The sequence below is a fragment of the Streptomyces mexicanus genome (assembly GCF_902506575.1).
Lineage (GTDB): Bacteria > Actinomycetota > Actinomycetes > Streptomycetales > Streptomycetaceae > Streptomyces > Streptomyces mexicanus.
Window position 1 is genome coordinate 3,853,153 of record NZ_LR732544.1, and the last position, 17,861, is coordinate 3,871,013.

Sequence of the window (17,861 nt, forward strand, 5' to 3'; positions counted from 1 at the left end):
GTGGTGGGGGCGTGGGTGCGGGTGCGGGCGGTCAGCCGGTGGTCGTGCGGGATGTGCCGAGAGAGGAGCCGTAGCGATCCAGGATGCCCTCGACGGTCCTCATCAGCCGGTTCCCCACCTGGTCGATGCTTCCGTTCTGCATACTGACCTGCGCGCCTTCCAGTACGAAGGTGATCTCGGCCGCGGCCTGCTCGGGATCGCTCAGCCCGGCCTCCGCGCACATGCCGACCAGTCGGCGGGTCTGGTCCGCCTTGTGCTTCTCGATCACCTGCCGTGCGGGATGGGAGCGGTCGGGCAGCTCGGCGAGGGAGTTGATGAAGGGGCAGCCCCGGTGCGAGATCGTCGGCAGTCCCTCGGCGATGAAGCGGGCCAGGCCGAGGATCTGCTCCTTGGGCCGGCCGGGGTGTTCGGCCTCGGCCCGGTCGAAGGCCGCCTGGTAATCGGCGGCGACGATCCGCAGCCACTCCGCGACCAGCGCGTCCTTGGTCTCGAAGTGCCGGTAGATCGCCATTTTGGTGGTCTCGGCCCTCTCGGCGATCGCCTGGACGCCGACGCGCTGGATCCCCTCGCTCTGGAACAGCTCTTCCGCTGCGTCGAGGATGCGCTCACGGGGCGGCAGTTTCGCCACCCTGCTCGGCCTGCCGGCGGTCGATGCCATGACTTCTCCGTGACGTCCGGTCCTGTGTGGGCCTCCGCAAACCCACTGCTACGGTACCAGTCAGTTCCATGCGATACCGTTCGGTATCACTAGAGACTCAACGGTATCGTCCTGTCCGGCTGGGAGTGACAGTGAAAATTTCCGAGTACGTGAGCTTCGACGCGGTCGGGCTCGCGCAGCTGATGGCCACGGGCGAGGTGGCCCCCGCCGAAGTGGAAGCGGCCGCACGCGAGGCCGCGCAGGCGGTCGATCCGCACATCAACGCCCTCGTGGAGACATGGCCGACCGACGACGCGCCCCGCCCCGGCAGCACACCGCTGGCCGGGGTCCCCTTCCTGATCAAGGACATCGCGGTCGCCATGGCCGGGAGGCGAATGGAGCTGGGCAGCCGTCTCGCACGGGGCAACGTCGCCGGCGCCGACTCCTCCCTGATGCTGCGCTTTCGCCGCGCCGGCCTCGTGACGTTCGGGCGGACCGCGACACCGGAGATGGCCTACAGCATCACCACGGAACCACTGCTGTACGGCGCGACCCGCAACCCGTGGGACATCGAGCGGAGCGCGGGCGGATCCAGCGGGGGCGCGGGCGCGGCCGTCGCTGCCGGAGTGGTCCCGATCGCCCACGCCACCGACGCCGCCGGCTCGCTGCGCATCCCCGCCGCCTGCAACGGCCTCTTCGGGCTGAAGCCCACCCGTGGCCGGGTCTCCATGGGCCCCGGCGCCGACGAGGTCTTCAACGGCCTGGCCGTGCACGGCAGCGTCAGCCGCACGGTACGCGACAGTGCGGTGCTGCTCGACCTGATCCGCGGCCCGGAACCGGGCGACCCCTACTTCGCCCAGGAGCCGTCCCGCCCCTACGCGCAGGAAGTCACCCGGACTCCGGGCCGGCTGCGGATCGGTGTCCTCGCCCAGGCGTGGGGCGGACGGCGCACCACCCCGCCCGTCGCCGACGCGCTCTCCCGCACCGTGCGTCTGCTCGCGTCCCTCGGCCATCAGGTGGAGGAGGCCGAGATCGGCCTCGGGGCCGACTGGGAGGAGTTCGTCCTGGCCAACGCCCGCCTGATGACGGCGAATCTGACCGCCCAGATCGACGAACTGGCTGCCGCCTTCGACCGGCCCGTCGACTCCTCGACCCTGGAGCCGCCCACCCTCGCCGGCTACCGCTACGGACAGCGGGTCAGCGCAGCCGAGTTCGTCACCGCTCTCACCATCCGGAACCGGGTCGCCCGAAGCCTCGCACGGTACTTCGACACCCACGACATGCTGCTCACCCCGACCCTGCCGGAACTGCCCGTGCCCCTGGGCACCTACGCCGAGGGCGCACAGGCGCTGGACGGCCTGGGCTGGATCGACCGCATCAACGACCGCTCACCGTTCACCATGGTGTTCAACGTGGCGGGCACACCCGCCATGTCCGTGCCCGTGACGGCCGACGCCGAGACGGGGCTCCCGATCGGTATGCAGTTCGCCGCCGGCTACGGACGCGAAGGCCTCCTCTTCCGCCTCGCCGGCCAACTCGAACAGGCAAGCCCCTGGTCGGGCCGAACCCCCACGGTGTGGGCAGGGAGTCCTCCGCGAACAGGTCATGAGACCCGCGCCGATCAGGGCGGCTGCTGAGGTCCATGACGCCGCCCCCGGTGTTGGCTCGCCCCGGTGCCGCGGGCGTCCCTGACCGCCCGGACCGCGCGCCGCGGCCGGTCAGGGACGCCCGCCGGTGCTTTCCCGCACGGCCAGCCGGTGGCCGACGATGTGGTCGGCGGTGTCCTCGGTGCCCGGCCGGTCGATCCGGTCGAGCAGCAGGGACACCGCGATGTCCGCGATGGCCTCTTTGTCGGGAGCGATGGTGGTGAGGCTGGGCACGCTGAAGCGTGCGGCCTCGATGTCGTCGAACCCGACCACGTCGAGGTCGTCCGGGGCGCGCAGACCGGCCTCGTGCAGGGCGCGCAGGGCGCCGAGGGCGAGGTGGTCGTTCAGGCACAGCAGGGCGTCCGGGCGGGGCCGCCGGCCGAGCAGGGCGGCCGCGGCCCGGGCGCCGTCCTGCCAGTGGTACTGCTCGACGGGGACGACCAGGTCCTGTCGGAACGGGATCCGGGCGGCCCGGAGTGCCATCTGGTAGCCCTTGGTGCGCAGCCTGTCGGTGCCCTGCCGGCCTCTCAGCGCGCCGCCGACGACCGCGATGGTGCGTCGTCCCCGGACGAGCAGGTGCTCCGTGGCCTCGCGGGCGGCGGCGACGTTGTCGATGCCCACGTGGTCCACCGCTCCCGGGGCTTGGCGCTCCCCGAGGAGCACGACAGGCAGCCGTGTGTCCCGTGTGGCGAGGTCGCGCGGCGTCAGCGACAGCGGGCTGAGGATGACTCCGTCGGTGAACTGGGCGTCGAACCCGTGCAGAGCGGACAGTTCCCGCTCGCGCACCGCACCGGTCTGGTGCAGCAGAACGGTGCGGCCGCGCCGGTCCGCGGCGGCCATGACGTGCTTGGCCAGCTCGGAGAAGTAGGCGACGTCCAGTTCCGGCACCGCCAGCGTGATCATGCCGGTGCGCCCCTGGCGCAGCTGCCGGCCGGCGAGGTTGACCCGGTACCCCAGGGCCTCGATGGCCTCCCGCACGGCGGCCCGGGTGTGCTCCGAGACGTGCTCGAAGTCGTTGATCACGTTGGAGACCGTCTTGGGGGAGACGCCGGCGTACTCCGCAACGTCCTTGATCCTCGGCCTGGTCGCCACGCTCACTTCCTTCCGCTCCGGTGGGATCCTATCGGCGATCAGGAGGCGGACGGGTGCTCCGGCTTCTCGTCGGGGCCGGGCTGTGCGCCGGTGACGATGCGCCGGATCGTCTCCAACGGCAGTTTCGGTGAACCGTCCGCGTACAGCAGGCCGTTGGTCTCCTGGGCGGTGTCCATGAACTGCGTGTAGCAGAAGCCGGCCACGACCGGGCTGGCGTGCAGCGCACCGAAGAGGTCGCCCAGCAGGGCCGCGTACTGCGCCTCGGAGCCGGTCCGGGTGTACGTGAAGGCGTCGTCGTCGGCGCGTACCGACAGACCGCCGAACTCGGTGATCATCAAGGGGGCGGTGCCGTCGGCGTAGCGCTGCCGTTGCCCGGCGCCGACCGACAGCACACGTCCCTGCGGGCCGGGGCCGGTGAGCAGTCGGTCGAACGCGGCGGCGTCGCCGTAGCGCCGGGTGAGTTCGGCGGGGTCGGAGGAGTAGTCGTGCACGCCGAGGATGTCGCTGTCGGTGTGCTCCCAGCCCTCGTTGGACATCACCGGTCGGGTCGGGTCCAGGGCGCGCGTGAGGTTGGCCAGGGCGAGGGAGTAGTGCCGCTGCGCGGGGTCGTGGGGGATGTCCGAGGCGCCCCAGCTCTCGTTGAGCGGCACCCAGGTGACGATCGACGGGTGGCTGCGGTCGCGGCGCACCATCTCCAGCCACTCGCGGGTCAGCAGCTCCACGGCCTCGGCGCCGAACTCGTACGCCGCCCCGGTCTCGCCCCACACCAGCAGGCCCAGCCGGTCGGCCCAGTACAGGAAGCGCGGATCTTCGGCCTTCTGGTGGATGCGCACGGCGTTGAAACCCATCGCCTTGATCAGCTCCACCTCGCGGCGCAGTTCCGCCGTGCCCGCGTTGGCGATCAGGGTGTCGGGGCGGTACCCCTGGTTGAGCACCGAACGCACGTAATAGGGGCGCCCGTTCAGCAGGAAGGCGCCGCGGCCGACACCCGCGCTGCGCAGGCCCACGTAGCTGTCCACCGTGTCGAGCACCGCGCGCGTCCCGGTGTCGCGCACGGTCACCCGTGCGTCCAGCAGGGTCGGCCGCTCCGGGCTCCACAGCAGCTGCTCGCGGTCGATGCCGTTGCGCAGGGCGGGGACGACGAGGTCGATCCGGCTGCGCGGGGTGTGTACGGTGCTGGTGCTCTCGGCCAGCACCTCGCCGTCGTGGCTCAGCACGATCTCCACGCTCACCGGGGCGTCCGGCACCCGGGCCAGGGTGACCTCGGCCAGCACGCCGCGCGCCGGATCGGGGATCCAGGCCAGGTCGGCGACGTGCTGAGCGGAGACCGTCTCGGCCCACACGGTCTGCCAGATGCCGGTGGTCCGCTCGTACCAGACCTCGTGCGGCCGGTCCTGCCAGTCCTGCTTGCCACGCGGTTGCGCGAGGTCGGCCGGCCGGTCCTCGGCCCGCACGACGAGCAGGTGCTCGTCGGCACCGGGTCGCAGCGCGTGGGTGACGTCGGCGGTGAAGGGGGTCTGACCTCCCACGTGTTCGGCCACCAGCCGGCCGTCCAGCCACACCTTCGCCCGGTGGTCGACGGCCCCGAAGTGCACGAGCGCCCGTCGGCCGTCGCCGACCGCGAGGACGTCGTGGGGTATGCGGCGGCGGTACCAGACCACCGCGTGCGGCGCGGTCTCGCCGATGCCGGAGGCGGGGGACTCGGGCGGGAACGGAACCGTGATCTCGCGGTCGAACGCGCCGGTCACCCCCTCGGCGAACCACTCGGCGCCCTCGCCCTCGTCGGCGTCGTCGTAGCCGAACTCCCAGACGCCGTCGAGGCTGTGCCACCGCTCCCGCTGCAGGATCGGCCTCGGATACGTCCCGTCCTGCTCGCTCACCCTCACGGATCCTCCTTCTGCCGTCCGGAGATACCCGGCGACGGCGTTCCACGGGTCGAAGTGCTGACATCATGAGTGATCATTTACATCGATGCAAGGCCGGATCGGATGTCGACGTGGGTGTCGTCGGCGTGATGCGGCCGCAGTATCGGGGAGGGGTGGATCGACGAGCAGACTTCTTCCGGACGATCTATTGCATCGATGTAAAGCGTGTGTCAGGGTCTGCGCCATCGAGGCCACATCGAATCAACGAGGTGCACAGCCCTATGAGTGGAGCGATGGCGCGCCGGCGGCTCCTGGCCCTCGGCGGTGGACTTGCCCTGACCGGGGGGCTCGCGGCATGTTCCTCCCCGCTCGCCTCCGGTCTGACCGGCTCCCAGCCGGACACCGCGGACGTCATCTTCTGGAACCTGTTCACCGGTGGTGACGGCGCCAACATGGTGGTGATGGAGGACCGGTTCAAGAAGACCCACCCAGGGACGTCGGTCGAAGCCACCGTCCTCGCCTGGGGCAACCCCTACTACACGAAACTGGCCCTGGCCACCGCGAGCGGGACGCCCCCGGACGTCGGCATCGCTCACCTGTCGCGGCTCCCGCTGCTGGCCGCGTCCGGCCTGCTGGAGCCGATCGAGCAGGCCGGCCTCGGTGAACTGGGCGTCACCGCGGACAAGTTCACCCCCGCGGCCTGGCGCAAGGCCACGGTGGACGGGACCGTGTACGCGGTGCCCCTGGACACCCACCCCTTCGTCCTCTACTACAACGTCGACCTGGCTCGCAGGGCGGGCCTTCTCGACTCCGGCGGCGACGGCCTCGTTCCGCTCAAGGGCGCGCAGGACTTCCTGGCGGCGGTCAAGGCGATGAAGACCGCGGGCGGCGCCCAGTACGGAGCGGTGATGTCGATCACCGCCGACCCGTCGACGGCGTGGCGCTACTTCAGCATGATCTACTCCGGCCTGGCGGGTCCGGTCGTCACGGACTCCGGCACCAGGATCGACCTCGACGGCGAGGCGGGCCAGGAGACCATCGCCTTCATGCAGAGGCTCACCGGCACTGGCCTGATGCCCGGAAACCTCAACGGTTCCGGTGCCAACGCGCTGTTCAGCACGGGCAAGGCGGGCTTCCTGTTCGACGGCGAGTGGCAGATCCCGTCGTACCGGCAGGTCAAGGGTCTGCGCTTCGACGTCGTGCCGTTCCCGGCGCTGCTGGGCCCCGAACCGGTCGCGTACGCCGACTCGCACGCCCTGGTCGTCCCGCGGAACGAGGCGCGCTCGCGGGCCCGCACCCGGAACGCGGCGCTGTTCATCAGGAGTCTGCTCGACAACAGCGCCGTGTGGGCCGAGGGCGGGCACATCCCCGCCTGGCTGCCGACCCAGCGCAGCAAGGCGTTCCTCGACCAGTCGCCGCAGCGCCACTACGTACGGGCCGCGTTCAACGCCCAGTACGATCCCGCGGCCTGGTACACCGGCGCCGGATCGGACTTCCAGAGCGTCGTGGGCGGAACGATCATCGAGGCCCTCGCCGGGCGGCTCACACCCAAGGGCGCGGTGCCGACCCTGCGTTCCGACCTGAAGCGGTTCACCACGGCCCGACCGCCGGTCACGATGAAGTAGGAGGCAGTCCACCATGACGACCGTCGTCCCGACGCGACCGGCACCCACGGCGTCCGCCGCGGGAGTGCCGACCGGCCGGCCGCCCCGCTCCGAACGCCGGGCCGGTGTGCTGCTCACCGCCCCCTTCCTCGTGATCTACCTGGTGTTCCTGGTCGGCCCGCTGCTCGTGGGCGTGGTGCTGAGCTTCTTCAACACCACCACCGTCAAGAGCGGCCTGGGCGAGTGGGTCGGCCTGTCGAACTACGCCGAGGTGGTCACCGACCCGCAGTTCTGGGACGCGATGTGGCACTCGGTGCTCTTCACCCTGCTGACCACACCCCCGCTGGTCGTCCTGGCGCTGGCCGGCGCCATCCTCGCCTCCCGTGTGCGGCGCGGCCGGGTCTTCTACCGCCTGGCGTTCTTCGCGCCGTACGTGGTGCCGTCGTCCGTCGTCGCGCTGATCTTCCTGTGGATGTACACCCCGGAGATCGGGCTCGTCCCCAAGGTCCTCGGCGCGGTCGGACTGCCGGTGCCCGACTTCCTCGGCAGCACCTCGGGCGGCTGGACCGCCGTGACGCTGATGACCCTGTGGTGGACCTTCGGCTTCAACTTCGTCCTCTACACCGCCGCGATCCAGGACGTACCGCCGGACGTCTACGAGGCGGCGGCCATCGACGGCGCAGGACCCTGGCAGCAGATCCGCCACATCACGGTGCCGCTGCTCGGCCGGACCACCAGCCTGGTGCTGATCCTGCAGATCCTCGCCTCGCTCAAGGTCTTCGACCAGATCTACCTGCTTCTGGCCGGCGGCCCCGACCAGTCCACCCGCCCGGTCATCGAGTACATCTACGACACCGGCTTCACCTCCTACCGGGGCGGCTACGGCGCCGCCGCCACCATCGTGTATTTCGTCGTCATCGTCGCGGTCTCGGCGGCCTGGTACGGGCTGCGCCGCCGCGCGACCGGCACCGCGGCCTGAGCGGAGGATCCATGACCACCATCACCCAGCCGCGGCCGACCGCGGCGAAGGGCGCGCCGGCGGCCGTCGGGGCCAAGCTGTTCAACCGCCTGTGCGCCGTGTGCCTGACCTTGTTCGCCCTGATCTGGCTGGTGCCGTTCTTCTGGGCGATCGCCACCTCCCTGCGCTCGGACGGATCGATCACCCAGAAACCGACCTCGCCGTTCGCCGGCGGATGGTCCCTGCGCGCCTACTCCTATGCCTGGGACACCTATCCGATCGGCACCTGGTACCTCAACAGCCTGGTCATCTCGGCCCTCGCCGTGATCTTCACCGTGGCCTTCTGCTCGATGGCCGGTTTCGCGCTGGCCTTCCTGCGCTACCGCGGCCGGGCCGCGGTGCTGGCCCTGGCCGCCGCGGGGCTGATGCTGCCGAGCGAGGCGCTGGTGCTGCCGCAGTTCATCGAGTACCGGTCCTTCCACCTGCTCGGCACGTTCTGGGCCCTGATCCTGCCGTCCGTCGCCGCGCCGATCGCCGTATTCGTCTTCCAGTCGTTCTTCCGCGGCATCCCCGTGGCGCTGATCGAGGCGGCCCGCATCGACGGGGCGAGCTGGTGGCGGATCTACGCGAGGGTCTGCATGCCGCTGTGCCGTCCCGCCCTGTCCACGGTCGCCATCCTGACGTTCATCACCACCTGGAACTCCTTCCTCTGGCCGCTCCTCGTCCTCAGCCAGACCAAGTCCCAGACCGTCCCGGTGGGCCTGGCCTCCCTGCTCAGCAACACCAACATCCAGTACGCCGAGGTGATGGCCTCCTCGGTCCTGGGATTCCTCCCGCTGATCGCGGTGTTCCTGGTCTTCCAGCGGCAGATCGTGCAGGGAGTCGCCACGACGGGCATCAAGTAGGGCCGGCGGGGCGGGGCGCGCCGGGCGGGAACTCTCCCGTTCGTGCGCCATCACATCAACGTGCTCGGCCGGTACTCCTTCCATCTCCCCGATCCGGAAGCTGAGCGTCGCCGGCCACGGGTTGGCTTTCAGCCAGTGACGACAGGTCCCGCCCTCGACGTCATACGTCTCGAAGAGGCCGACGTACCCACGCCCGGCCCCGGCCAGATCCGCGTGGCGGTCCGGGTCTGCGGTCTCACCCCCGCGGACTGGGCTCTGGCCGGCGGTCTCTTCGCCGGAGACCTGCCCCGGGGCATCGGTCTGGAGGCCGCGGGCACCGACGACGCCGTCGGCGCGAACAGGCGGGTTCTCCCTTCCCCTGGCCGGCACCTGTCCGCTCGACCGTTGGCGGGAGGCGGCCGAGCCGAGCCTGTCCGGCAAGCCGGGCGGCAAGCTCGTGCTACGGGTGCGCTGACCTCACAGGCCGTTGACCGGCGGCGACCTGGGACGAGCTGTCGCACCGTCCGACAGGACCGCCTCAGTCGCCGGCCAGCAGGGCGATGCGTCGGCGACCACGGCCACACGCGTCCGGCCCGGGGACCCTCCGCCGCAGGACAGGCCGGTGACATCGGATCCGCAGCAGCCGCGCACCTTCATCGCCGTGGTCGACCACCGCTCGTTCTCCGCCCAGGCCCTCGGCTGCGCCCAGTCCGCGGTCTCGCAGCACATCGCCCACCTCGGGGCCGATCTGGAGGCGCCGTTGCTCACCCGCCGCCCGAGGCGCCGACCGAGGCGGGCGCTGGGCATCCCGCGTGGGCGCTGACCGTCTCCACCGCCGACAGGCTCGCCCGAACGTGAGAACCGTCGTCTCTCGTACGCACGGACTGGGAACGCGTTGTGGCATGAACGAGGCCGGCGGGGGGCCGTTCGGCACGGGTGTGGCCCGGGGGTGCCTCATCCCGCTTCCGGGGGGCGCCCCGTGCGCAGCATGCGCAGCACGGCCCGTTCGGCGGATCCCTGCGTGGCGGGGACGCCGTCCGCGCCCTGGTCACCGAGGTGGGGCAGCGCGGAGGCCACCGTGACACCCTCCTCGTACAGTTCGATCACGCGCGGGTTGATGTAGGAGGCACGGCAGACCGCGGGGGTGTTGCCGAGGTATCCGGCCACCTCGCGCACGGCCCGTGCGATGGCCCGGCGCCGGGCGCTCTCGCTGCGGGCCACGGGCGCCGAGACGGCCAGTGCCACGGCGGCCATGACGGTGGAGTGCCAGGTGCGGAAGTCCTTGGCGGTGATCTCCAGACCGGCCAGCTCCTTGAGGTAGGCGTTGACGTCGTCGCCGGTGACGTCGTGCCAGGACGGCCGCTCCCAGTAGGCCAGGAGCCGCTCGCCGCTGCCGCGGCGCCGCAGCAGCGCGGCAAGGCTCCGGCAGGCCGCGGGGTCCGTCACCCTCCGGACGATCTCCTTGCCGTGCTTGCCGGTGTACGTGAACGCCACGGCCCCGGCCCGGCAGCGGCAGTGTTCGCGCAGCAGCGTGGTGAGGCCGTAGCTGTTGTGCAGCTCGGTGTAACGGTCGCTGCCGATGCGGAAGAAGCCCAGGTCCAGCAGGCGTACGGCGGTGGCCAGAACCCGCTGCCGGGTCAGTCCCCGGTCGCTCAGATGCCCTTCGACGGCCTCGCGCACCGCGGGCAGCACCTCGGCGACCTCGAGGACGTGCTCGTGTTTCGCCTCCTCCTGCTCGGCGCGGAACTGCGGGTGGTAAAGGTACTGGCGGCGACCGGCGGCATCGGTGCCCACGGCCTGCAGATGCCCGTTGGCCCGGGCGCAGATCCACACATCGTGCCAGGCAGGCGGTATGACCAGCCCCTTGATCCGGGCCAACTCGGCCGGATCGCGCACGGGTTCTCCGTGCGCGTCGAGGTAGCGGAAGCCGCGTCCGTGGCGCAGGCGGCGGTACCCGGGGTCAGTGGGGCGACTGTGGTGGAGCCGCATGCCAACCTCCCTCGACTCGCGCGACGAACCGAAGGGCCGGCTCGGCTCGTCCGTGTGCTTCCGTCCCGTGCTCACCCGGTCGGACGATGCCTTCATGTACTACCCAGCTCAGCGGTTTTAGACAGGTCGGCCTTGCCGCGGCGACCGAAGGGGCTGCTGCCCCGTGCGGGGAGCCGGGGCCGACTTGCAAGGTGACGTCCTGGAGCCCAGCTGAGCCGAAGCGGGGAGGGGAGCCGTGAGCCCGTGGTTGCGTGGCGTCACTGGCGGACCGTCATGTCGTCCGGGCGTCGGACTGGGTCGCCGGACGGATCGTCGTGAGCACGTCGACCACCGGGCGAGGATGCGGGGCGTGGACGGAGTGACTGAAGGCACGGCGACTGAAGGCACAGCGAGTGACATGGCTTCGGTCGCTGCGCTCGCGTTGAGTCGCTGCCTCGACTCGGCGACCGGCACCATCGACACGTCACTCGGGTAAGCCCGCTACCGCCCGTCCGCGGTGACGTCGGTCTCCCGCCGCGACGGAGCGGGGCGCCCTCCCCGCCGACGCCTGCATGCGTCCGCCCACTCGGCAGTCGCCGGTGGTCCCTGCATGGGGCCCGTGCACCGCAGCGACCCGGAAACGGCGATGGCGAGGTGTGCGGTGTGCCGGGTGGGGTAGGCACACCGAACCGGAGTAATGCATTCCGCCTTCGGGCGTGCCCCTACAGAGGCTGGAGGACAACAGACATGAGGAAGCCGATACGCCGCCTTGCCACCGTGGGTGCTCCCGCCATGGTCGCCGCGGGCACACTCCTTGCCGCCGGTGGCCCGGCGACGGCCGCCACCGTGCGACCCGCGTCGCACGTTTCCGCGCAGAGCCCCGTGGTGGTCCGCCACCAACCCTCCCGGCAGCCCGCCTCTCACCGGCACATGGACCCCTGGATCGCGGGGCAACTGGCGTGGTTCGACCCCGCCGCCGCCCACCGGATCGCGATCTACGACCCGTGGATCAAGGACCAGCTGGCGCAGTTCACGGGTGGGGGGAGCTGAGGGGCGGCAACGTGCGGCTCGCCTACGTGCCACTGATCCATCTCGGCGACGGGGCGACGAGGATCCGGCGCGGGAGCCGTACGAGCCCCCCTGCCGGGGCGATGATGCCGCGGGTGACCCCGGGCAGACCGAACGAGGCGTTCCGGGCAGCGACGACGAGGTCACAGTGAGGACCATCTCGGTGCCGCCCACCAGCGCCCAACCCTCCACCGCCGCGATCAGCGGGGTGGTGCCCACCGTCGCCGCCGTGCGTACCGGCGCCTCCCGGAGGCTGGTGGCGGCCTCCTGCCTGGCCACCCATGTGCCCTCCTGCCTGGCCACCCTTGTGCTGGCCTGATCATCGTCCTCACCAGGACGGTGGTCCACGCCTGACCGTCGGGGTGCCCGAGCCAGGGGCTCCGTGGTCTCAGATGGCGGTCATGCACGCCGACGGGGGAGAGGCGGCAGCGGCGCCGGCCCTGCTGTGCGACCGGGCCGGGTATCGGGCCCGCCGTCTCCGCGTGGACGGGGGCCCAGAGGACTTGCCCACGCTCGGGGACGGGACGGTGCAGGTGACTATCGCTCCGCGACGAGTTTCGGTAGTTCGCGCATGTCGTAGAAGACGGTGGTGCCGGCGCCTTCGAGGCGTTCGGCCGGGGTGAGCCCACCGGCATAGCCGAGAGCTCGCATGCCGGCGGCGCGGGCAGCGCGGACACCGGGCCGGCTGTCCTCGACCACCACGCAGGCTGCGGGATCGACGCCCATGTGCCGGGCCGCGTGCAGGAACAGGTCTGGGGCGGGCTTGCCGCGGGAGACCTCGGTGGCGCTGAAGATGCGGCCCGCGAAGCGTTCGTAGAGTCCGGTGCGGCCGAGGGTGTGCCGCATCTTGTCGTGGGATCCGCTGGAGGCGACACAGGTCGGCACGGTCAGTGCGTCGAGGGCTTCCGGCAGACCTTCGACCGGGGTCAGCTCCGCGTCCACGGCCTCGCGGTGAAGTCGCTCGAACCTGTCCGACCAGGTCGCGGCCGTGTCCTCGCCGAGCCGAGCCGCGACCTGTTCCCGGATGGCCGCGTGTGAGCGCCCGATGAACCTGTCCACGACCTCGTCCACGGTCAGCGGCCAGCCCAACTGAACGCCCAGGGCGACCTGCACGCGTGCGGCGATGCGCTCGCTGTCGACCAGCACGCCGTCGCAGTCGAATATGACGAGTTCAATGGGCTTGATCATTCCCGCAGCATAGGGCCTCACCGGCCGGGCAGCTGTGCTGCTGCCGGGATCTTCGACTCGCGACCGTAGGGTGCCGTGCGTGCTCTTCATCCTCCTGAGAGCCGTCCGGCGGCTGCGGATCGGCCACCCGCAGGGGCTTGCCGGCTGCCGTCCGCCGGATCGAACCCGCGGTGCCGGGGTGCGGGGCGACATCCCGTCCCCGCACCCCGGGGGAGTGGACGGGGATCAGCCTGCGGGACTGGTCCAGTCGGCGGGGACGTGGGCGATGCGGACCCGCTGCGGATGGTCGCCGACCGGCACGGAGGCGACCTTCTGGCCGGTGGCGAAGTCGATGGCGGTGACCTGGTCGGCGCCGCTCTCGGAGATCACGCAGTCGCGGCCGTCCCCGCTGACGGTGGCCCAGTAGGGCTTGGACGCGGTGACGAGCGGGCCTTCCTGAAGGGTGTCCCGGTCGACGACGGCGGCGTAGTCGTCCATGGTGCCCGCGATGCACAGCTTCCTGCCGTCGGGGCTCATGGACATGCCGTGGTGGCGGGAGTCATTGACGAAGGTGGTGCGGTCGTCGCTGGTGGCCGGGTTCTCGGGCAGTGTCTTGATCCGGGTGATCTTGTCGGTGGCGACGTCGTACTCCAGGAAGCCGTTGAAGTAGGAGACCTGGAAATAGAGCTTGGAGAAGTCGGGGCTGAACACCGCGGGCCGGACCGCGTTGGACAGGTCCTTGCGGCCGAAGGCGTCCAGGCGTGCCCGCATGTCGATCGTCTTGACGACCTTGTAGGTGTCCGCGTCGACGACGGTGATGTGCCGATCGCCCTTGGTCCAGTCCAGAGCCGGGTCGTCCAGGTCGGTCTCGACGTTGCCGATGGACATGTTCCAGATGTACTTGCCGCCGTCGGTCCAGATGTTCTCGTGCGGCTTGTCCCCGGTGCTGAACTTGCCCAGCTGCTCACCGGTGTTGATGTCCAGTACGTGGACCGTCTTGCTGAGGGACGCCGAGACCGCGACCTTGGTGCCGTCCGGTGAGACGGCCATGTGGTCGGAGCGGTACCCCGAGACCGCGAACCGCCAGTTCACCTTGCCCGTGGTCAGGTTGATGGACACGACGTCGCCGAAGCTGGGACGGGAGGCGACCAGTGAGCGGCCGTCGGGGGTGGAGTACAGGTCGTCGACGAGCTGATCGTGCCCCTCGCCCGCGGTCGCCCGGATGCCGAGGTAGACAGCCAGGTTCACGGGGTTGAGGTAGATGGAGGCGAGGCGCTGAGCCTTGTCGGGGACGACGTTGATCCGTCCGATCCTGGCGAAGTCGCCGCTGGGGTTGATGACGTCGGCGGTGCCGTCCCAGTTGTTGCCGACGAACATCACCTCGCGCAGGGCCGGCGCGGCGTCGGCGGAGTCCATCGAGAGGGGCACGACGAGACCGGCGGCCAGGACGGCGGCCCCGGTGATATGGCGCAGGCAGCGGCGCCCAGAGCCGGTTCTGGTGCGTGCGGGAGCCGTTTGGGCATGGGTACGCGCAGCATGCATGCTTGCTTCTCCCATAGGTGAGGGTCCGCAGAGGTACGCGGAGCGGTAGCGGTCCTCGTCGATGCGCACGCGGCTCGGCCGCTCGGGAACGGCGCATGGTGCGGGCTGTGGCATCGACGGTCGGCGAACGGTGATGCAGGTTCCGCGCATGACCGGCCTCGGTCCGACCCGGCCCTATGAGCCGTGGTCAAAACCTCTCCGAGTCTGAACATCCCCATGTTCGAACTTGGTTACTGAATGGTAGGGAGGGGTGACGCCCACCGCAAGGCCGGTGCGGGAAGATTCTCCGTAGCACTCGATGGAGGCACAGTGGCGGGCAGAATCACCCCGGCGGCAGGGCGGTACGGAGGCAGGGACGCGTCCGAGCGGCGGGCCGAGCGTCGCCGCCGCTTCCTTGAGGCGGGTCTGGAGATGTTCGGCGCCGTCCACGGCTACCGGGGCACCAAGATCGCCGACCTGTGCAAGGCCGCCGGGCTGTCGAGCCGACAGTTCTACGAAGAATTCCGGACGTTGGAAGACCTGCTGGCCCAACTGCACCTGTACGTCAATGACGTCGCCGAGCGGGCTGTGCTCGACATCCTGCCCGCGATCCAGGACAAGCCGGCGCGCGAGCGGCTCGAGCTGATGCTCCGTGCCTATGTCAAGGGCGCCGTATCGGATCCCCGCCATGCCCGGATCGCCTATGTCGAGATCGTCGGCGTCAGTCCCCGCCTGGACCGCCAGCGCCTGGAGCGCCGCGCGGTCTGGATCGATCTGCTGGGCCGGCAGATCGACGACGCCCTCGAACGCGGCGAACTCCCGCCCGACGACTACCGCATCGCCGGCCCCGCCTATGTCGGAGCCGTCAACGGGCTCATGCACGACTGGGTCGTCGGCTGGGTCGACGCGACCGTCGAGGAGATCACCGATGAACTCATCAAGATCGCTTTGGGCCGTTTCCGGATCGTGGAGTGACCTGGAAACGTGCCCTGCTCCTGTCCTGTCCTGCCGCTCCCCCCCCGCCGGGGCAGAACGCTGCGAGCGCCTGGGCGCCTCACCCGACCATGAGCCCATTCTAATACCGGTATAGTTAGGCGGGATAGTTATCGGAAGCGTGCGAGAGGCCCCCATGATCGAGATCCTGAGCCGCCCCATGGTCGACCGGGCGAGAGAGACCGGCGCGCTGGTCGGCGACATTCTGCAGACCCTGAAGCACCGCAGCACGGTCGGCACGAACCTCCTGGACATCGACCGGTGGGCCAAGGAAATGATCACAGGGGCGGGGGCGCAGTCCTGCTACGTCGACTACGCGCCCTCCTTCGGGCGCGGCCCGTTCGGCCACTACATCTGCACGTCCGTCAACGACGCCGTGCTGCACGGTCGGCCCCACGACTACACGTTGGCCGACGGCGATCTCGTGACGCTGGATCTGGCCATCTCCAAACGCGGAGTGGCCGCGGACGCCGCCATCAGCTTCCTCGTAGGCAAGGCCAGGCCCGCGGAGAGCGTCGCGTTGATCGAGACGACCGAGCGCGCGCTCGCCGCGGGGATCGCCGCTGCCGAGCCGGGAGCGCGCGTCGGCGACATCTCCCACGCCATCGGAACGGTCCTCGGCGAAGCGGGCTACCCGGTCAACACCGAGTTCGGCGGGCATGGCATCGGCTCGACCATGCACCAGGACCCGCATGTTGCGAACACCGGACGGCCCGGCCGCGGATACACACTGCGTCCCGGACTGCTGCTGGCTCTGGAGCCCTGGGTCATGGCCGACACCGCCACGCTCGTCACCGACGCCGACGGCTGGACGCTGCGCAGCGCGACGGGCTGTCGGACTGCGCACAGCGAGCACACCGTCGCCATCACCGACGACGGAGCCGAAATCCTCACCCTGCCCGCGCACGCGCGGCCGTGAGGGCCTCGGCCTCGCTATCGCTGGACGCCCTGCACCGGCGGCGGTCTCCTCGTGGCCGGTGCAGCCGAACGTCTTCCCTGTGTCCGGCGCCCGCGGCCGGCCCAGGCGCAGGGGCAGGGCACGGCAGCGGACGAGCCCGAGGTCGAGGTCCCGGCCGAACCCCGCGTCGCTGTACGTCTGGCCTGGCGGGCCGTACGGGGCTCTCCGGTCAGCGGAACTCGGCCACGTGGTCGACGGCCCACCGCGCGAAGGTGCCGGCCGGTCGGCCGGTGAGGCGCTCGACATGGTCGGTGACGCGGTGGGAATCCGGTCGGTGCGCCGAAGCGGCCAGCAGCGCCTCCACCAGGCGCTCGGGACGACCGTCTGCGAGCATGCGTGAGCGGGCGAGATCAGCGGGAAGTGCCTGGAAGCTCAGCCGGCGCCGGAGTGCGGCACCAAGTCGAGCCACCTGATCGGCGCGACTGAGCACCTCCGGTCCGGTCAACAGGTAAGGATGCGGATCGAGTCGGGCATGAGGTGGCGCGAGCAGTACGGCTACCGCCGCATCGGCGACATCGCGTTCGTCGACGACGGCTGTACGCGCGACGTCCGGACCCGCGATCACATCGCCCGACCGCAACTGCGCCGCCCATCCGCGAGCGTTGGAGGCCAGGGTGTCGCTGCGCAGCAACACGGGTCGCAGCCCGGCGTCACGGAGCAGGACTTCCATGTCGGCGTGCACCTGAACGATGGGATCGCTCTGGCGGGCGGCCGCGTCGTCTATGGCTGTCGAGGACACGTAGACGACGCGGGGAGCCGCTGCGACGAGTTCTGCGACCAGTTCGTGAGCAGGGGCGGAATCGAGCAGTGGCCAGATGAGAAGGACGGCGTCGACGCCGAGGAGCGCAGCGCGGAACGCCGTGGGGTCGGTGAGGTCGCCGACCACCGACTCGACTCCGTGGTCGGCTCCGGTTCGGTGGCGAACGAGGCGGCGTACCTGTGCGCCGCGTGCCCGGAGGCGCTGGACGACCTCGCGGCCGAGGTTGCCGGTCGCACCGGTGACCAGCACCGATGCACTGCGATGAGGACCCGTGGGGTGATGGGTGTCAGGCATGATCGAGACGCTAAGGGTTCAGGTCGACATGAAGGCAAGGTGTGTGATGCAGACGATCGGAGAAGCGGCCGCAGAACTCGGCGTCGCGGCTCACGTGCTGCGGCACTGGGAGGAGGTGGGGGCACTCACCGTGCGCCGCGACGGCAACGGCTACCGCATCTACGACGAGACCGCTCTGGAGCAGGCGCGAACCGTGCTGAAGCTGCGACGCGTCGGGCTCTCGTTGCCGGAGGTCGTCGCCGCCATGGCGCCGAAGAAACGGGATGCCCAGGCGGTCGTGAGGGCCAAGATCGCCTCGCTCCAACGTGAGGTCGTCCGCAGGCAACAGGCCATCGTCTTCCTGCAGCACACCGTTGAGTGCCGACACCGGTATCTCGATGATTGTCCGGACTGTGCGCAGTTCGTCCGGGATGCCTGAGCCATAGCTCCTCGACCTCGCGTGGATG

At 70.5% G+C, this 17,861-nt stretch carries 18 protein-coding genes and 1 pseudogene; 11 read left to right on the forward strand and 8 right to left on the reverse strand.

Annotation, left to right across the window (positions count from 1 at the left end; all coding sequences use genetic code 11):
* Positions 1–31 precede the first annotated feature (31 nt).
* A complete protein-coding gene (locus tag GV126_RS17215) occupies positions 32–658 on the reverse strand; it encodes a TetR/AcrR family transcriptional regulator (protein ID WP_159667522.1) in 627 nt (208 codons plus the stop codon).
* A gap of 131 nt (positions 659–789) precedes the next feature.
* Between GV126_RS17215 and GV126_RS17220 the strand changes: the two genes are divergently transcribed.
* A complete protein-coding gene (locus GV126_RS17220) occupies positions 790–2,274 on the forward strand; it encodes an amidase (RefSeq protein WP_159667524.1) in 1,485 nt (494 codons plus the stop codon).
* Between the two features lie 81 nt (positions 2,275–2,355).
* Here the strand turns inward: GV126_RS17220 and GV126_RS17225 are convergent, their stop codons facing one another.
* Together GV126_RS17225 and GV126_RS17230 are read right to left on the reverse strand one after the other, a co-directional pair.
* Positions 2,356–3,375, reverse strand: coding sequence for a LacI family DNA-binding transcriptional regulator (locus GV126_RS17225; RefSeq protein ID WP_159667526.1), 1,020 nt, complete (start codon positions 3,373–3,375; stop codon positions 2,356–2,358).
* Positions 3,376–3,413: 38 nt separating this feature from the next.
* Positions 3,414–5,255, reverse strand: a complete 1,842-nt coding sequence (locus GV126_RS17230) for a glycoside hydrolase family 2 protein (RefSeq protein WP_236570031.1) — start codon at positions 5,253–5,255, stop codon at positions 3,414–3,416.
* A 266-nt stretch (positions 5,256–5,521) separates the two neighbouring features.
* On the opposite strand from GV126_RS17230, the gene GV126_RS17235 reads away from it, so the two are divergent.
* The 5 genes and pseudogenes from GV126_RS17235 to GV126_RS17255 all read left to right on the forward strand — a co-directional run bounded on the left by GV126_RS17235 (position 5,522) and on the right by GV126_RS17255 (position 9,509).
* A complete protein-coding gene (locus tag GV126_RS17235) occupies positions 5,522–6,865 on the forward strand; it encodes an extracellular solute-binding protein (protein ID WP_236570032.1) in 1,344 nt (447 codons plus the stop codon).
* 13 nt (positions 6,866–6,878) lie between these two features.
* Complete coding sequence (locus GV126_RS17240; protein ID WP_159667530.1) at positions 6,879–7,823, forward strand: carbohydrate ABC transporter permease; 945 nt, start codon at positions 6,879–6,881, stop codon at positions 7,821–7,823.
* A gap of 11 nt (positions 7,824–7,834) precedes the next feature.
* Positions 7,835–8,707 carry a carbohydrate ABC transporter permease gene (locus GV126_RS17245; protein ID WP_159667532.1) on the forward strand — a complete coding sequence of 291 codons (873 nt, stop codon included), beginning with the start codon at positions 7,835–7,837 and terminating at the stop codon, positions 8,705–8,707.
* A 135-nt stretch (positions 8,708–8,842) separates the two neighbouring features.
* Positions 8,843–9,046, forward strand: a pseudogene (locus GV126_RS37665) (NADP-dependent oxidoreductase); the annotation flags it as partial.
* Positions 9,047–9,308: 262 nt separating this feature from the next.
* On the forward strand, positions 9,309–9,509 hold the full coding sequence (locus tag GV126_RS17255) for a helix-turn-helix domain-containing protein (RefSeq protein ID WP_185947667.1): 201 nt from the start codon (positions 9,309–9,311) through the stop codon (positions 9,507–9,509).
* Positions 9,510–9,640: 131 nt separating this feature from the next.
* Here GV126_RS17255 and GV126_RS17260 read toward each other — a convergent pair whose 3' ends face one another.
* Positions 9,641–10,675: a DNA topoisomerase IB gene (locus tag GV126_RS17260; RefSeq protein WP_159667535.1), complete on the reverse strand. Its 1,035-nt coding sequence runs from the start codon at positions 10,673–10,675 to the stop codon at positions 9,641–9,643.
* A gap of 726 nt (positions 10,676–11,401) precedes the next feature.
* On the opposite strand from GV126_RS17260, the gene GV126_RS17265 reads away from it, so the two are divergent.
* Entirely contained in the window at positions 11,402–11,704 is a 303-nt protein-coding gene (locus GV126_RS17265) for a hypothetical protein (protein WP_159667537.1), read from the forward strand.
* 22 nt (positions 11,705–11,726) lie between these two features.
* On the opposite strand, the gene GV126_RS17270 is transcribed toward GV126_RS17265, so the two are convergent.
* Entirely contained in the window at positions 11,727–11,906 is a 180-nt protein-coding gene (locus tag GV126_RS17270; RefSeq protein WP_419796045.1) for an enoyl-CoA hydratase-related protein, read from the reverse strand.
* Here GV126_RS17270 and GV126_RS37670 point away from each other — a divergent pair.
* A complete protein-coding gene (locus GV126_RS37670) occupies positions 11,871–12,041 on the forward strand; it encodes a hypothetical protein (RefSeq protein ID WP_419796050.1) in 171 nt (56 codons plus the stop codon). The genes GV126_RS17270 and GV126_RS37670 overlap by 36 nt on opposite strands.
* A 218-nt stretch (positions 12,042–12,259) precedes the next feature.
* On the opposite strand, the gene GV126_RS17275 is transcribed toward GV126_RS37670, so the two are convergent.
* Together GV126_RS17275 and GV126_RS17280 are read right to left on the reverse strand one after the other, a co-directional pair.
* Complete coding sequence (locus tag GV126_RS17275) at positions 12,260–12,910, reverse strand: HAD family hydrolase (protein ID WP_159667539.1); 651 nt, start codon at positions 12,908–12,910, stop codon at positions 12,260–12,262.
* 225 nt (positions 12,911–13,135) lie between these two features.
* Positions 13,136–14,305: a YncE family protein gene (locus GV126_RS17280; protein ID WP_236570268.1), complete on the reverse strand. Its 1,170-nt coding sequence runs from the start codon at positions 14,303–14,305 to the stop codon at positions 13,136–13,138.
* Positions 14,306–14,740: 435 nt separating this feature from the next.
* Between GV126_RS17280 and GV126_RS17285 the strand changes: the two genes are divergently transcribed.
* The gene (locus GV126_RS17285) at positions 14,741–15,385 is read left to right on the forward strand and encodes a TetR/AcrR family transcriptional regulator (RefSeq protein ID WP_236570033.1); all 645 of its coding nucleotides are present in this window, start codon (positions 14,741–14,743) and stop codon (positions 15,383–15,385) included.
* 154 nt (positions 15,386–15,539) lie between these two features.
* Complete coding sequence (gene map / locus GV126_RS17290) at positions 15,540–16,322, forward strand: type I methionyl aminopeptidase (RefSeq protein WP_159667544.1); 783 nt, start codon at positions 15,540–15,542, stop codon at positions 16,320–16,322.
* Between the two features lie 208 nt (positions 16,323–16,530).
* Here the strand turns inward: map and GV126_RS17295 are convergent, their stop codons facing one another.
* Positions 16,531–17,415: an NAD(P)H-binding protein gene (locus GV126_RS17295; RefSeq protein ID WP_159667547.1), complete on the reverse strand. Its 885-nt coding sequence runs from the start codon at positions 17,413–17,415 to the stop codon at positions 16,531–16,533.
* Between GV126_RS17295 and GV126_RS17300 the strand changes: the two genes are divergently transcribed.
* The gene (locus GV126_RS17300) at positions 17,414–17,833 is read left to right on the forward strand and encodes a MerR family transcriptional regulator (protein ID WP_236570034.1); all 420 of its coding nucleotides are present in this window, start codon (positions 17,414–17,416) and stop codon (positions 17,831–17,833) included. The genes GV126_RS17295 and GV126_RS17300 overlap by 2 nt on opposite strands.
* Positions 17,834–17,861 lie beyond the last annotated feature (28 nt).